The sequence below is a fragment of the Polaromonas vacuolata genome (genome assembly GCF_012584515.1).
GTDB lineage: Bacteria > Pseudomonadota > Gammaproteobacteria > Burkholderiales > Burkholderiaceae_C > Polaromonas > Polaromonas vacuolata.
Genome location: NZ_CP051461.1, coordinates 1052160 through 1067879 on the forward strand (window position 1 = coordinate 1052160; position 15720 = coordinate 1067879).

Below are 15720 nucleotides of genomic sequence, written 5' to 3' on the forward strand. Positions count from 1 at the left end.
GTTTATTTTTTAAGGCCTGACTTTAAGGCTAAAAATAGCCCAGCCAAAAGCAATCTAACGCTAGCTAAAGTGCAATTTTTCTGCCAATTGTTTAGCCGCCTAACGATGCGCGCCTCCGCATGAGTCAACGCGAATCGATTCAAGCGCCAGCCCTAGGCAACTGGCTTACCTTATCCGTCAGCCTTTTCATACAAGCCATGGTGGCAATGGCATTGCTGACCTTGCCAGTGATGGCGCCAGTAGTGTCCAAGGCCTTGCAAGTCTCCCCAGCTTTGGTGGGCTTTTATGTTTCGGTGACCTATATCGGCGCCATGATTTCTAGCTTGATGTCAGGTGCTGCGGTCTCGCGCTGGGGTGCAATTCGAATCAGCCAAATTGGTCTGCTGCTGTGCGCCTTGGGCTTGGTACTTTGCGCCGTGCCGTGGTTGCCAGTTGTTGCTTTAGGTGCTTTATTGATTGGCTTGGGTTATGGGCCCATCACGCCAGCAAGCTCGCATTTATTGGCTAGATCTACGCCGCCGCATCAAATGTCTTTGGTGTTTTCTATCAAACAAACTGGCGTACCTTTGGGCGCCATGATGGCCGGAGCAATCGTGCCCCAGCTGCTACTGCGGATTGACTGGCAATGGAGTTTGGTCAGTGTGGCTTTGGTTTGCGGGCTGTTTGCTGTGCTCGCGCAACGCTTGCGAGCGAGTCTGGACGATGACCGAAAACCCGCGCAAACCTTAAATGGGGCCAGCTTGATTCGTCCCATTCGTCTAGTTCTCGGCCATCGTCTATTGATGAGTATGGCGGCCTGCTCGTTTATGTTTTCTATGGTGCAAATGTCTTTGACGACTTACTTGGTCACCTTCTTGCACGTCAACCTCAACTATGGTTTGGTGGCTGCGGGGCTAGCACTTTCTTTAACCCAGATGGGCGGCGTGGTGGGCCGAATTGCTTGGGGCTTTGTCTCAGACCGCTGGCTTGGTGCTTTTAGGGTGCTGCTGTTGTTGGCGGTGTTGATGTCGCTTTGCGCGCTGGCCGCAGCGTTTTTTACACCGGACATGCCGACTTGGATTGTGTTGTCAATCTTGACGATTTTCGGTGCTTCAGCGATTGGCTGGAACGGCGTTTATTTGTCAGAAGTGGCTAGGCACGCGCCTAAAGGCTTGGCCAGTACGGCTACTGGCGGCACCTTAGCTTTTACCTTTTTGGGCGTGGTGGTGGGCCCTATGTTGTTTGGTCTTGTCTCCAACACCGCTGGCGGTTACCCCTTGGCATTTTTGTGCCTAACCTTTATTGCCAGTTTGTCTGCCGTCTTGTTGGTGTTTATTTTTCGGCGGCGATAAACGCGCTCAGCGCTGCCAAATGCGTTTTGCTTTTCAAAGCATTCCGTCTGATAAATTTTCTGGAGCAACTGCTTTGCTGGGGTCCGGCGTGGCTTCGAAACAGTCTAAGAATGTGTAGTAGATAGAGGTAAAAAACATCGCCATCATCATTAGTGCTATCGGAAACAACGCCATGCTGGCAATCTTAGGCTCACCCACAAGCACGGCAATCAGGCTGATCACTACGATTGCTGAGATAAAAAGACTGGCCCAAAACAAGGCATACAGCAGCATCGCGCCGAAGTTATGGTAGCAAGTCATCATGCTCAGAAATAGGCTTTTCACAGGGCTCACGCCATGCCAGTAAACCAGCGCTGGCGCATGCCAAAACATCAAAGACAGCGGCAGGTATAAAACCAGCGTGACCCACATCGCGGTTTGAAAGCCAGGCTGAGTCACGACTTCTTCGCTGACGCTGCCGCCGACTAAATACAACTTGGCGAAGTCGCCGCCGTCTAAAAGACTAGAAATAGCCATGATGAGCAGAAAACCCAGCGCGTAAAGACTGCCTAAAATCAACATCGACTTGCGCACTTGCGGGCCTTCGCGAAAGGCGCTCGCCAGCATGATGGGCATGGGAAACTTTCCCCTATCCGCTTGCTGGGTGGCCGCCATCAGTCCCAGCGTGGCCGCTGGCAGCAGTGCCAATGCAATAGCCGGACCAATCACTGGAAACAGTGTGGCGATCGATAAACTGGCCATGAACAAAAAGAACAAGCCTGACATGGCCAAGGGCTGACGCAAAAAAGTCCGGATCCCTTGCTTGGCCCAGAGAACACCGGTGCGGGCAGGGACGATATTGAGTTTCATGATGGCGCGTTCGACATGGGTGTGAGGGATTCTGGTCGGTGGTTTTAAAAAAGAAAATCGTAAAAAAAGACGGTCAATAAATACCGGCTAATAAAACAGCTAAGGTTTTATTTTTTCACAGCACCAGCGGGTGCTGCACGCGCTGCTTCAATATCCGTTCGAAATGACTGGGGTCATGGGGCTGCAACACGGCGGCTTCCCGAGGCAGAAAAAAGTCCCATACACGTGAGATCCAAAAGCGCATTGCGGCCCCGCGCAGCATGGCTGGCAGCAATTGGCGCTCTTGCGCTGTGAGTGGCCGCTGTGACTCGTAGGCGGCTAGAAAAGCCTGGGCTCGGCTGGCAATGTGCGCGCCGCTGGTCAAGTCCACACACCAATCGTTCAGGCAGACGCTAATGTCATAAATAAAGCGATCACAACCGGCGAAATAAAAATCAAAAAATCCGGTCAGCTTTTCACCTTCGAACATCACGTTGTCTCGGAATAAGTCAGCGTGAATAGGGCCAGAGGGAAGGCTGTTGTAGGCTGGGGACGCTTGAATGTGGTTTTGAAACGCTAACTCGCTGCCAAGCAACACGCGCTGAGCCTCGTCTAAGTGCGGCAATATCAGCGGTACGGTCTGGTTCCACCACTCTAAGCCGCGTAAATTTGGTTGGCTGCGTTTGAAATCACGGCCGGCCAAATGCATGCGCGCCAACATGGCGCCGACTGCTGCGCAATGCGCCGTTTCAGGCGCGAGCTGGCTATGACCCGCGAGCCGGTTCACCACCGCTGCCGGTTTACCTTTGAGCTGGTGCAAGATGTCGCCATTTTTGTCGCCAGCCGGGTCTGGCACGGGAATGCCGCGCTCGGCCAAATGCTTCATCAGGTGCAGATAAAACGGCAATTGCTCAAAGCTCAAACGTTCGAACAACGTGAGTACGTACTGGCCTTGGTCAGTGTCGGCAAAGTAATTGGTGTTTTCGATACCACCGGCGCAGCCCTTGAGGCTTTTGAGGCGGCCGAGGTCTAAGGTCTTGAAGAATGCAGTTGCCTCTTTGAGCGAGACTTCAGTAAATACAGCCATGCCTAAAACTAAACCTTTACGTTAAAAAAAAGAGCGGGAAGTAGGGCGCAGACAGCGCTAGAGATAGCCTGCGCTTAGAACTTAAAGAAATTCCAAACGCGTGTGCCGTTGGTCTCTCCGCTTGAAGATGAGGGCGCAGTGCCCTTGGCGCCTTCGGCCCGCTTGATCTCATAAGCGGGTAAATCAGCGCCAGTTTTTGGCTGCACAGTGATGCTTTGGGTTTCACCGCCTACGCGCAACTCGTCTATTCGGCTGCCGGCGTCTTCTGTGCGTATGCGTTGTATGGCGGGTTCTGGTGCTGCGGCTTTAGTCGCAGGCGCTGGGGTGCTGGTCGCGCCAGCAGTTGGCGTATTTTGTGCCCAGCTGGTTTGCACCATACCGAGCGTGGCTAGCGCTGCAAAAACAGCGGCGCGAAGTAGGGGGTGCAAAAGATTTTTCATGGCCCGATTGTAGGCTGGGCACGGGGCTTGCGATGGGATTGCTTTAGGCTTGTCGCAGGCCTTGGCTTATCGCTGACAATTCAACCCCATGAGTACTGACAAAAAAACCCTGATCCTGGTCGATGGATCGAGTTATCTCTACCGCGCCTTCCATGCCATGCCCGACCTGCGCGTCACGCCGGGCGATCCGGCTAGCCCTGCGACGGGTGCGATTCGCGGCATGATTAATATGCTGCAAAAGCTGAGAAAAGACGTGCGTGCCGACTACGCCGTGTGTGTCTTTGATGCCAAAGGCCCGACGTTTCGCGACGATCTTTATCCTGAATACAAAGCCCAGCGTTCCCCCATGCCAGACGATTTGCGCAGCCAAGTCGATCCTATCCATGAAGTGGTCAGACTATTGGGCTGGACAGTCATGACGGTACCCGGCGTTGAGGCCGATGACGTCATAGGAACACTTGCCTGCATGGGCTCGCAGCAAGGCATAGAAGTGATCATCTCCAGCGGTGACAAGGATTTAAGTCAACTGGTCGATGAGAACATCACCGTCATAGACACCATGAACGACAAGCGCCGCGACTTAGCTGGCGTAGAGGCCGAATTCGGCGTGCCGCCCAGCCTAATGGTCGACTACCAAGCACTGGTCGGGGACGCGGTAGACAACGTGCCCGGCGTGCCCAAGGTCGGCCCTAAGACGGCGGTGAAATGGCTGAAAGAATATGGCTCACTCGATGCCTTGGTGGCCAACGCCGCGCAAATCAAAGGCGTAGTCGGCGAGAACCTGCGCGCCACGTTGGACTGGCTGCCCAAGGGACGTGAGTTGCTGACAATCAAAAAAGATTGTGATCTCTCGGCTTACATGGACGGTCTGCCAGCTTTAGACGCCGCCGCTTTTCTCGACCAAGATGCCGCGGCTTTGACGGATTTTTATAAGACTTATGGCTTTAAAGGTTTGGTCCGCCAAAGCGATGCTGCTAGCACCCAGGCCGAGCTAGGCGCAGCAGAGCAAGGGCTAAAAGCCAAATCAAAATCCAAGGCTTTGGCCAATCCAAATACGCCCGGTTTGTTCGATGAGACGTCGACTTCTGACGAGGCTTCAACGTTAAATGACGCTGCATTAGCCGAGCGTTCTAGCGTTGTACATTACGAGACAATTTTTACTTGGGAAGCTTTTGATCAATTGCTAGCCACGATTGAAGCCGCACCCTTGGTCGCGGTCGATACCGAGACTACTTCGCTTAATGTGATGGTCGCGTCCATCGTCGGTTTGAGCTTTAGCGCCAAGCCCGGTCACGCCGCCTATATACCGTTAACCCACGACTATCCCGATGCACCGACGCAGTTGCCTATCGATGAAGTGCTGGCCCGGCTTAAACCTTGGCTGGAGAATGCGCAAAAATCCAAGCTCGGCCAACACGTTAAATATGATCGCCACGTTTTTGCCAATCACGGCATAGAGGTCAAAGCCTATGCCCACGACACCATGCTGCAAAGCTATGTGCTCGAAGTGCATAAGCCGCACGGTTTAGCCAGTCTGGCCGAGCGGCATTTAGGACGCAGCGGTATTAACTACGAAGACTTGTGCGGCAAAGGCGTGCATCAGATCAAGTTCAACCAAGTCGAAATTGCCAAGGCTTCTGAATATTCTTGTGAAGACTCAGACCAGACCTTAGAGGTTCACAACGTGCTTTGGCCACAAATTGAAAAAGACGCCAAGCTCAACTTTGTCTACCAGCTCGAAATGCAAAGCAGCGAGTCTCTATACCGCATAGAGCGCAATGGCGTGCTCATAGACGGGCCCATGCTGGCGAAACAAAGCGGTGAGTTGGGTGCGCGTATTTTGCAGCTAGAAGCTGATGCCCATGCACTGGCCGATCAGCCGTTTAACTTGAGCTCGCCCAAGCAAATTGGTGAAATATTTTTCACAAAACTGGGTCTGCCAGTGATTAAGAAAACACCTAGCGGCGCGCCCAGCACCGATGAAGAAGTGCTGGAAAAGCTGGCAGAAGACTACCCCTTACCAGCGAAAATTCTTGAGCACCGAGGTCTGTCTAAACTCAAAGGAACCTATACCGATAAGCTGGCCCAACTCGCCCTTCCACGAACCGGCAGAGTGCATACCCATTACGCGCAAGCCGTCGCGGTGACGGGGCGGCTATCGAGTAACGACCCCAATTTACAAAACATACCGGTCAAAACCGCAGAAGGCCGGCGTGTTCGCGAAGCCTTTGTGGCCGGGCCGGGCAAAGTCATTGCCAGTGCTGATTACTCACAAATTGAGCTACGCATCATGGCCCACTTGAGCGAAGACGAGGCTTTACTTCACGCATTTGGTGCCGGCCATGATGTGCACCGCGCCACAGCGGCAGAAGTGTTTGGTGTCACGCTAGAACAAGTCAGCACCGAGCAGCGCCGCACCGCCAAGGTGATTAATTTTGGTTTGATTTACGGTATGAGCAGCTTCGGCTTGGCACGCAATTTGGGGATAGAAACCAAAGCCGCAGCGGCTTATATCGACAAATATTTTCAGCGCTATCCGGGCGTTAAAAACTATATGGACGAGACCCGCATGACGGCCAAATCGCAAGGCTATGTAGAGACCGTGTTTGGCCGCAGACTGTATTTGCCCGAGATCAATTCACCCAACGGCCCACGCCGCGCCGGTGCCGAACGCGCAGCGATTAACGCGCCCATGCAAGGCACGGCAGCTGACTTGATAAAGCTAAGTATGAATAGCGTGCAAGCGCGGCTAGACGCCGAGCAGCGCGGCACGCGCATGATCATGCAGGTGCACGATGAACTGGTGTTTGAAGTGCCCGAGTCAGAAGCCGACTGGGTGCGAGTAGAAATACCGCGCATCATGGCCAGTGTGGCTGAACTCAAAGTGCCGCTGTTAGCTGAAATTGGGCTTGGACCGAATTGGGAAAAAGCGCATTGATGGGCAGTATTAACGCCATCTATTTACAGCTATCGCGCGAGACGATTGCGTGCACTGCTGAGAAGCAAATTCAAAGCTTTTAAATTAATGTGGTCGGTGCGGTCAATGCAGGCAAGCAGTATTTTTTTGTTGGGTGCGTTTTTTAAAAACCAGTGCTGCAGCACTGACCGGGACATGCAAACTCAATCGACAAAAAAAACCGCAGAAATAAAAAAGTGACATCCACTTTAGTTATTTCTCAGCGACGAGGCATTTCGAATAAATAGCAATTGGATTGATAAGCATATGAGTCCGATAGACACGACGACGGCTGTGGTTGAGTTTTCGCCAAGCTGCAACCGAAAAAAATCTACGTTCTAAAATCGTCGCTGTGGTTTAGTCGATGCGGCTTTTGTGCGTATTTCAAAGAGTCGAATTAATTGATAAGAAATAGATGGCTCAGTCAGAGCCGTAAGATTTCGCTCGCCGCGATTGGATAGGTTGAAATCGCCAGCAACAGCGCCATCGAGGTGTTGAATATACGCCTTCACAATGGTCGCGTAAGCGCTTGACTCAATACACCACCGAAGCCGGATCAGACCGCCATGCAAGGCGAGTTGATCAGGCCGAAGATCAAAGTAATGACCATCACATCGTCGGCGCTGCGACGGCTTGGGACGTAAGTGCCAATGGCCCCGATGGCCATAATCCAGGTTTTTGGATTGACTAGGCATAGACCATTTTCAAACTGAATAAGGCGCGATCAATGTCACGCTCAGATAATAAGTTGTGTAGCGCGCAGTATCACGCGTCGATAACGGAAGTCTCGGTACAGCGGCGTGCGCATCAATGAAAAATTCCTGTGACAGACCTTACTGAGTAAATCCCTTAGCTATCAAATGTATGACGCTAAAGCTGAATTTTTTTATTTCAGAATAGCCTAAAAACCGCAATGCGATTGGAACTGAAAGCAGAAAAGGGGTACCTACGTTGTTGAGATCTCAGCGACGGGACACTCTAAAAAAATGACAATTAGATTGAAAATTAAATGAGTCTAATAGACACAGCGACAGCTGCGATTGAATCCCCTAGCAAGTCGCAATCTCGCAAAGTATGTGCTCTGAATTTATCGCTGTGACCCTTAATCTAGATTTTTTTGTCTTCTTATAAAAGACATTCAGCATAATTTATGCTCAGTCACCAGAGATGCAAAACCCAGCGGTCCAAGGTCGCTGTGCGATGAGGCCTCGCATCACTAGGTCGGTGAATTCAGGTGTTATGTATTACCAGCCAACTAAAAATAAAGGAAATAGTATGTACTTTTGGAATGGGCGGATTCAAGCTTGAAGTGCAACCGTATGCTGATAGGACTCTAACTGTTCCATAAAAACCTGATGCGGCGTTCGATACCCTAAACATTTTCTAGGACGATGATTGAGCCTGTGCATCGCTAAAGCAATGTCATCGTCGGTGATGCAATTAAAGCGCATCCCCTTTGGGAAAAACTGGCGAATCAAACCGTTCATATTCTCGTTCGCCCCACGCTCCCACGAGGCGTATGGATGGGCGAAAAAGAAATCTGCACTCAGCGCAGAAGCTATTCGTTCATGCTGGGCAAATTCCTTGCCGTTATCAGTCGTGAGAGTGTGCACGCAATGAGCGAACGGTTTGAGTAAAGTGATTAACGCGTCCCCTACGGCTTGCGCTGTTTTGAATGGCACGTGGAAAATTATTGAATAGCGAGAGACACGCTCATTAATCGTCACTAGTGCTTGCTTCTGCCCGGCACCAATCACCAGATCAGCCTCCCAGTCGCCAAAGCGCGCACGCTCAAGCACGATGTCGGGTCGCAGTTCTATTGAGACCTGGTGAGAGATGGTGCCGCGCCGTTCACGGCCACTGCTGCGTTTTTTTCGCGTCTTCTGGCAACGCAGTGTTTTATGCAAGGTGCCGCCCGCGCGTTTGTCAGCGTAGATGTACTGGTAAATGCTCTCATAGCTAACACCGGGTTGGTGGCTAGCTTCGAGGTGGCCGCTGATTTGCTCGGGGCTCCAAGCCTCAGCCAACTTTTCCTCCACTACAGCCCATGTCGAGTCAGCAACTCTAGGACTATTGGCGCAGGCAAGTCTACGTTCTTGGGCTTTGTCATTTGCCTGCTTAGGGCGATAGCCTCGTAGACCGCGGTTACGACGCAACTCACGGCTGATGCTCGATTTATCACGGTCCATCATTTTTGCAATTTCACTTTGATTGAAGTTTGCTTTGACGAGGATTGCAATCTGGTAACGTTCGTCACGGGTGAGGTGTGTGTAAATCATTCTGGGCAACTTTGACTTGGTAGTCGGGAAGCTTGGATGCTCTCACATCTCACCCACCCGTACGGTTAATTTCAAAGTTGCACTTCAGACTTGAATCCGCGATGCTAAAAAACTAGCGGCCGACATTAAAAATAATTTAGTTAAGGCTGAGGATTGGAAAAATTACTATTTATTACCGTTAATATTTGCGTCAATTTTTTCAATTTTTAAGAACATCTTTCCGCTTTCATTAGGCTTAAGTTTAAATTTTATATATTTATCTGAGCTCTTATATATTGGAATATTTATTTTCGGTATAAACATAACTTTCAAATCAAATTTGAAAAAATCGGGCGAAAGTTATGTCGCAAGAATTACAGCCTTAGGCTTTCCGATTGGAGTGAAATTAATTTCGGCATCTATTTTTATTATATTTATAGCTGTAATAGTAATTTCAATATTTCACTTTGGAAAAGATTTTAAAGAGTGGTTCGTACTCACATTGGCTTGCGTTATGGAAATAATATTTTTTTGGCGAATTAATGTTTATTTGAAATTTATCAATACATAGAAACTCACTTAAGCCACGCACACTTCGTGTGCTGGTTAGTTTTTATATTGTGCTTTTTTTAGTTTCCTACAAAAAAATAATTCAAAAAAACACAATATAAAAACCGCCACTTAACTTGGCGTTATCCGCGCTATAAACGCTCTCTTAAATAAGCGCTCATCACAATGGGCCAGTTTGTCGATACGGCTGTTTCCAAAGCAAAATAATCAACAACAAAAAAGTAAAGGAGACATCTACGCGAAAAGGATATCCACGTTAGTAGAAAGCAAAAGGGACATCCACGTTAGTTGTCTCTCAGCGACGGGGTGTTTTCAATAAATAGCAACTCTATTAAAAATCTAATGTGATTTATAGACTTGGCGACAGCTGCAATTGATTTTCTCGGTGAGCTGCAATCGCACTAAATCTACTCACTGAATTCATCGCTGTGGCACTTAATGTAGATATCCTTTTTGACCTATCCGAATTGTGAAAAAGAGCATTGATAGGCAGTATTCGCGCCATCTATTGACCTTGCAAGTGGCCAATTTTTTTTGGCTATTTACAGCTATCGCGCGAGACGATTGCGCGCACTGCTAAAAAGCAAATTCAAAATTTTGAAAAAAATGCGGTGTCTGCGATTAATGCAGGCAAACCGTATTTTTTTTGTTGGGTTCGTATTTTAAAAGTCAGCGCTCCAGCACACGCCGATGCCTGCAAATGCAATAGGCAAACAGACCACAGCACCGGGGCGCAACAATTTATGCCTCTGCGGCAGCAACAATCCACACAAAAAAATGCCACGCAGCAAGTCTTGGCTTGCTGCGCGGCAGATGGTGGCTTTGCAGTGTCAACTCCTGTTGTCAACGCAGCAGCCCTTAATTGGCCCGCTGAACGAGCCGGGGAACTTTAGATTTTGGCGGCTGCCAGAGACTGGGCAATCCAGCTGTCGAAAGTTTTCTGGTGTGCCTTGATCCAGGCGTCGGTGTGGCGTTCCACATCTTGCTGTCGGTTTTGACCTTCTTGCATCAAACGGTTCTGCTGGCTGATGTCATTGATTGGCAGCGACATGATTTCAAACAGTTTGGCGGCGGCGGGGTTTTTCGCGACAAAGGCCGGGTTGGCCACGATGTGTTCGTTGTTCAGTGGAAAACCGTAGTTCTTGCCATTCGCCTGTTGGGTGTTGATGTTTGCTTGCACGCCGGGCATGGCGGAAAACGGCACTTCCAGCCAGACCACTTCTTTGTTGGCGCGTAAAACGTTGCTCAGCCAATAGGGTGTCCAGGCGTAGAACAACACTGGTTTGCCTTGCTCGAATCGGGCCACCGTGTCTGCGATCAACGCGGTGTAGTCGCCCTGTGTGTAGGTCACGGTGTTGCTCAGCTTGAAGGTGGTGATCTGGTGACTGACTACGGCCTCGCCGCCCCAGCCTGCGCTGGGACCGATCAGGTTGGCCTTGCCGTCACCATTGGTGTCGAACAGCTTGGCCAGCTTGGGGTCGCTGAGCTGGCTGATGTCTTTGATGTTGTATTGGTCGGCCGTTTTCTTGTCGATCATGTAGCCCTGTGCGGCGCCAGACGAGTAAACACCTTTGCGCGATAGTTTGGCGTCTCCGCCAGCGCTCTTATAGAACTCCGAATGGTGCGGGTTCCAGTGGTTGGCGATGAAGGTGGCGTCACCGTTGGCTACTGCGAGGTGGGCAATCGGGTATTGCACTTCTTTGATCGGCTGCACGTCGTAACCCAGTTTCTGTAGCGCGCGAACAACTAGCAAGGTCTGGAACGTTTCTTCGGCCAGCGAGCTTTGCAGCGGCATGACCCTCACTCCTTTGCCGGGCAGGTCGTTGGCCGCGTAGGCGGACAGGCCCATTGAGCTTACCAAGGCTGCGGCGATCAGGGTGCGTGCGAAATTGCGTTTATTCATCAGGTGATGTCTTTCTATTTATTGTTGAAAAATAAAGCCGCCGGGGTTTCGTTCAGGCGGCGCGTCGAGTGAGGCACTAGGCCTGATTTCTTTGAGGCGGACAGGGACTGTTTGGTCTAGCCGTCAAAGTTTTTTGTGGCTCCTGGTCCGGGCATCGGCGTGGCGCTCGATGTCCTTGGACTGGTTCTCACCGCTGCACATGCGCAGGTTTTGTGACTTGATGTCACTCACTGAGAGCTGACATTTCTTGCTTACGCTGGTGGCAGTTCTTCAGTGGTTTTCATTAGCCGTCGGTGCTTACTATCCATTTATGAAGCGGGCGGCGTACACAAAAATCTACTTTTAATGTAGCTGATAGCAGGCCGTCGCGTCTTTACAAAGTACCATCACCTTTTTAAAAGACTCTTAACCGGCAGGAACGCAGTATGACGACGGATTGGTATTTCGACCGCATGAGGCCAATCATCGCAGTCTAAACCGCCTCTAAAAAACGATTTTTCCAGAGATGATGGTCTAAATCCCCAAGAGTTTGCACCCCTCATCCAAAACCATATGTCAGGCTGCCGCAAAATACAGCACCGGAATAATCGCAGTCGTCGTTAGCATGGTGTCGAAATCCATCGCTTTCAGGCCTCTGAGAAACAAGTCTGTGTTGTGGTTCAGTTTTTCGATTCGCCAAGCCTCGTCCTGAGTGACCTTGAAAGCCTCGTTGGCGGCCTTAACTAGCCTTACCCTTTCGCCACCGGCCTACGGGAATCGCTACACCAGTCGCTCCAACTGCCAGCGTAAAGACCCGTAGTGCCAAGACCCGCAATTTCCATGGCGATCATGTTTGGCAGGGCGCTGACGCCACTGCCGCACTGGTGAACTACTGAGGCGGGGTCGCGTCCATCGAGCAAGGCTAGAAATTCTGTTTTGAGTTGGGCTGCGGGTTTGAACTTTCCGTCTGGGCCTAGGTTTTGGCTAAATGGGCGGTTTAAGGCGCCGGGTATATGGCCGGCGACTGGGTCCATGGGTTCGACCTCGCCTTTGTAGCGCGGTGTGGCGCGGGCATCGATCAAGGTTTGCATGGGGCTGGTCAAATTGCTCTGCACGGTTTGGGTTGCGACCAGGTTTGCTGCCTCAGTGCTGAGTTCAAAATTGCTTTGAAAATGCGCTGCTTCGTGACCACTACTGATTGCACTTCCAGCCGCTGTCCACGCCTGCAGTCCGCCATCGAGCACAGCTACATTGTGGTGACCTGCCCACTTCAGCATCCACCACAGGCGGCCACAGTAATTGGCGCCGTTGCGGTCATAAACTACCGCCTGCATGTGGTTAGAAAAACCAACGCTAGACAGCCATGCGGCGAATTTCTCGCGCGTCGGTAGCGGGTGTCGTCCACCTGATGCGGGTGCATCTAGGCCGCCGGTTGGAATCACGCCAAGAGCACCTGGCTTTGCGGGGTTCACTCCATGCTTGGCGCTAAGGTTGCTGTCCAAGTTGGCGTAAACCGCGCCGGGTATGTGGGACTCTAGGTAAGCTTGTTCGCCGGCTTTGGGTTGGCTTAAGTCAAAGCTGCAATCGAACACGCGCAGCGGCTTGCCCTTGTCCATTAACGCCTGCAATTGTTCTGCGGATATCAAGGTGGTGAACGTCATGTCTGTCATGTCTGGCTCCAGTCGGTGTGCGTTTTAGTTTAATGTTCTTCGGCCGGCGCATTCGGCGCGGCCCGTGCGCGCAGCACGGTAGCGGCAATCGCGCTGCTGATGATCAAGCCCATGCCGGCCCAGCCAAGCAGCGATATAAATTCGCCAAACACGATCATGCTGTATAGCGCGGCAAAAACAATGCCGGAGTATTGAAGATTCGCCACCACTAGCGTGGCATGGTGGTTGTGCGAGCGCGAACTCAAGGTATACGCCTTAGTCATGCAAAGCTGACCTAAAGACGCGAGTATGCCCAGCGGTAGCAGCCACACTGCGTGTTGCCAATTCCAGGGCGAGAGGCCGGTCACCGTCATGCCTACAAGACCGGCCAAGGCTGAGCCCAGCGCAAAATAAAACACCGTGCGGGTCTCGGGTTCACCCATCTTGGCAATTGCCATGACCTGCATATAGGCAAAGGCAGCGCCTAAGCCTGACAGCAAGCCGATCAAACCGGCAAAACCTTGGTTTTGACCGATAGCGGGCCGCAGCAGCATGACCACGCCAGCAAAGCTGGCCAAAATGGTCAGTACCAGCGGGCCTTGGCTAGGGCCTTTTTTGCCACTGCGCGCCAGCATCATGGAACCACCGACTAAAAATGCTGCGATCCAAATACTGCTCATGTAATTCAGCGTCATGGCGGTGGGCAGCGGCAAGTGGGCGAGGGCATAAAACCAGCAAGACAAGGCCACCACACCGACAGCACTGCGCCATGCATGCATGCTCAGCACGGGTGTGCGCAGCGAAACGCCAGTGGCCCGCGCATAGCAAGCCATAAAAACTATGCCAATTGCGCCGCGGTAGAAAACCAGCTCAGCGCTATTGAAATTAGCCGAGGCAAACTTCACGCAAACCCCCATGCTGGCGAATAGAAAAGACGAGGCAATCATCCAAAGGGCTTGCATTTTGATAAATTTTTATTGGCCTGCTGGGGCGTTACGGAAAAAAGGGTGAGGCTGTGGGACGAAATTTCAGGAGAGTGGTTTGGGTAGTGCTTTGTCCGTTATGGTTTGAAGCGACGGCCGATTGTGCACTTTGTCTCTTGCAGTTGCAGACGCCTTCACGACAGTGCGAACAGGCGCTTGTTTTATCATTTGCTTCATGCCAACTCACTTAAAGCCAACTTGCCTTTTGAGCATCATCATGCCGGTCTATAACGAGGCCGCTGGCTTAGCCAGTACGCTGCAAGCCTTAGCTTCTTTTGTTGCGTGCGGCACTGAGTTGATAGTGGTCGATGGCGGCAGCCTAGACACCACACTGGCTGTGGCGAATAAATTCACCGCTCGGGTAATCAGCTCAGCGTCCGGTCGGGCCGCGCAGATGAATGCTGGCGCTGCTATAGCCACAGGAGATGTATTTCTGTTTTTGCATGCCGATACTTTTTTACCGACTAATTCGGACGCCTTGGTTGCAGCGGCTTTGGCCGATGGCCGCTTTCAATGGGGACGTTTTGATGTGCGCATCAGCGGCCAGTCCAAGCTGCTGCCCATGGTCTCGGCGCTGATGAATTGGCGCTCACGCTACTCATTTATTGCCACCGGCGACCAAGCTATGTTTATGACGCGATCCGCGTTTGCGGCAGTAGGTGGTTTTCCTGATCAGCCCTTGATGGAGGATATTGAAATTTCAAAACGATTACTCAGCGTTTCGCGCCCCGCGTGTTTACGGGCTCAGGTTTTGACTTCTGGCCGGCGCTGGGACAGCCGTGGTGCGTGGCCCACCATCTGGCTGATGTGGCGCTTACGCCTGGCTTATTGGCGCGGTGTGCCGGCTCAGTGTTTGGCGCAGCTATACCGATGAAGACAGCGACCAAAATCAATACTCGCTTGGTTGTTTTTGCCAAAGCGCCTCAAGCCGGTAAAGCCAAGACGCGCTTAATACCGGCCTTAGGCGCGGCGGGTGCGGCAACGCTGGCGCGCCACATGCTTGGCCGCACCTTAGATATAGCTTTATCCGCCGCTGTTGGGCCGGTTGAGCTGTGTATGAGTCCGACGCCTGACGACGCCGCTTGGCTCGGTATTGCCATCGACAGCGCAGTGCAGCTAAGCGATCAAGGCCAAGGCGATTTAGGTCAGCGCATGGCCTGCGCTGTTCAGCGCGTCACGCAGTTAGAGCCGGTTTTACTGATTGGCACCGACTGCCCGGGCTTGACGCCGGCCTTGCTGCAACAGGCGGCTGAGCAACTCGGTGCGCATGATGTGGTCATGCTGCCGGCCAGTGATGGCGGCTATGTGCTGCTAGGTTTGAAATCGCCATGCCCAGAGATTTTTAGCGCTATGCCTTGGAGTACTGCTGCTGTGGCTGAGATCAGTTTGCAACGCATGAAGGCGCTGGGGTTGCGTGTTTGGGTCGGCCCAATGCAACACGATATTGATGAGCCGGCTGATTTGGATCACTTGCCACCTGAACTTATGAACTTATGAACTTATGAGCGCAGCAACTGATTGTTTTTTTAAGATTATTCGCAGCGCTTAATAGTTCGCATAATTGACTTCATAGTTGACCACATAATTGGCGCACTTTCCAGCTTTCATCGCCATGCTCACACACCCATTTTTAGACTCATTTGTTTTGCTCAGCTATAGATTTTCCAGCTTCGTCTTGGACAACTTAATGGACGCTGCGGCCATGTTGGCTTTGATGTTTGTGCTGTAGGGTCGCT

At 51.6% G+C, this 15720-nt stretch carries 12 protein-coding genes; 5 read left to right on the plus strand and 7 right to left on the minus strand.

Annotation, left to right across the window (positions count from 1 at the left end):
• Positions 1-119: 119 nt before the first annotated feature.
• Positions 120-1331: an MFS transporter gene (locus HC248_RS04970; RefSeq protein ID WP_168921543.1), complete on the plus strand. Its 1212-nt coding sequence runs from the start codon at positions 120-122 to the stop codon at positions 1329-1331.
• Between the two features lie 33 nt (positions 1332-1364).
• On the opposite strand, the gene HC248_RS04975 is transcribed toward HC248_RS04970, so the two are convergent.
• From HC248_RS04975 to HC248_RS04985, 3 genes are all read right to left on the minus strand, one after another.
• Positions 1365-2180, minus strand: a complete 816-nt coding sequence (locus HC248_RS04975) for a BPSS1780 family membrane protein (protein ID WP_168921544.1) — start codon at positions 2178-2180, stop codon at positions 1365-1367.
• 115 nt (positions 2181-2295) lie between these two features.
• Positions 2296-3246, minus strand: coding sequence for a homoserine kinase (locus HC248_RS04980; RefSeq protein WP_168921545.1), 951 nt, complete (start codon positions 3244-3246; stop codon positions 2296-2298).
• A gap of 74 nt (positions 3247-3320) precedes the next feature.
• Positions 3321-3686: a hypothetical protein gene (locus HC248_RS04985; protein WP_238342722.1), complete on the minus strand. Its 366-nt coding sequence runs from the start codon at positions 3684-3686 to the stop codon at positions 3321-3323.
• An 88-nt stretch (positions 3687-3774) separates the two neighbouring features.
• Between HC248_RS04985 and polA the strand changes: the two genes are divergently transcribed.
• Both polA and HC248_RS04995 read left to right on the plus strand, forming a co-directional pair.
• Positions 3775-6624: a DNA polymerase I gene (gene polA / locus HC248_RS04990; RefSeq protein ID WP_168921546.1), complete on the plus strand. Its 2850-nt coding sequence runs from the start codon at positions 3775-3777 to the stop codon at positions 6622-6624.
• 547 nt (positions 6625-7171) lie between these two features.
• Entirely contained in the window at positions 7172-7333 is a 162-nt protein-coding gene (locus HC248_RS04995; protein WP_168921547.1) for a hypothetical protein, read from the plus strand.
• A gap of 607 nt (positions 7334-7940) precedes the next feature.
• Here HC248_RS04995 and HC248_RS05000 read toward each other — a convergent pair.
• The 4 genes from HC248_RS05000 to HC248_RS05015 all read right to left on the minus strand — a co-directional run bounded on the left by HC248_RS05000 (position 7941) and on the right by HC248_RS05015 (position 13963).
• A complete protein-coding gene (locus HC248_RS05000) occupies positions 7941-8921 on the minus strand; it encodes an IS30 family transposase (protein WP_168920864.1) in 981 nt (326 codons plus the stop codon).
• Between the two features lie 1438 nt (positions 8922-10359).
• Positions 10360-11373, minus strand: coding sequence for a glycine betaine/L-proline ABC transporter substrate-binding protein ProX (gene proX, locus HC248_RS05005; protein ID WP_168921548.1), 1014 nt, complete (start codon positions 11371-11373; stop codon positions 10360-10362).
• A 728-nt stretch (positions 11374-12101) separates the two neighbouring features.
• Positions 12102-13013 (minus strand): sulfurtransferase, encoded by a 912-nt coding sequence (locus HC248_RS05010; protein WP_168923678.1) that lies wholly within the window; start codon positions 13011-13013, stop codon positions 12102-12104.
• A 38-nt stretch (positions 13014-13051) separates the two neighbouring features.
• Complete coding sequence (locus HC248_RS05015; RefSeq protein WP_168921549.1) at positions 13052-13963, minus strand: DMT family transporter; 912 nt, start codon at positions 13961-13963, stop codon at positions 13052-13054.
• 196 nt (positions 13964-14159) lie between these two features.
• On the opposite strand from HC248_RS05015, the gene HC248_RS05020 reads away from it, so the two are divergent.
• Entirely contained in the window at positions 14160-14858 is a 699-nt protein-coding gene (locus tag HC248_RS05020; protein WP_168921550.1) for a TIGR04283 family arsenosugar biosynthesis glycosyltransferase, read from the plus strand.
• The gene (locus HC248_RS05025; protein WP_238342723.1) at positions 14771-15481 is read left to right on the plus strand and encodes a TIGR04282 family arsenosugar biosynthesis glycosyltransferase; all 711 of its coding nucleotides are present in this window, start codon (positions 14771-14773) and stop codon (positions 15479-15481) included. The genes HC248_RS05020 and HC248_RS05025 overlap by 88 nt, the downstream gene beginning before the upstream one ends.
• Positions 15482-15720: the final 239 nt, after the last annotated feature.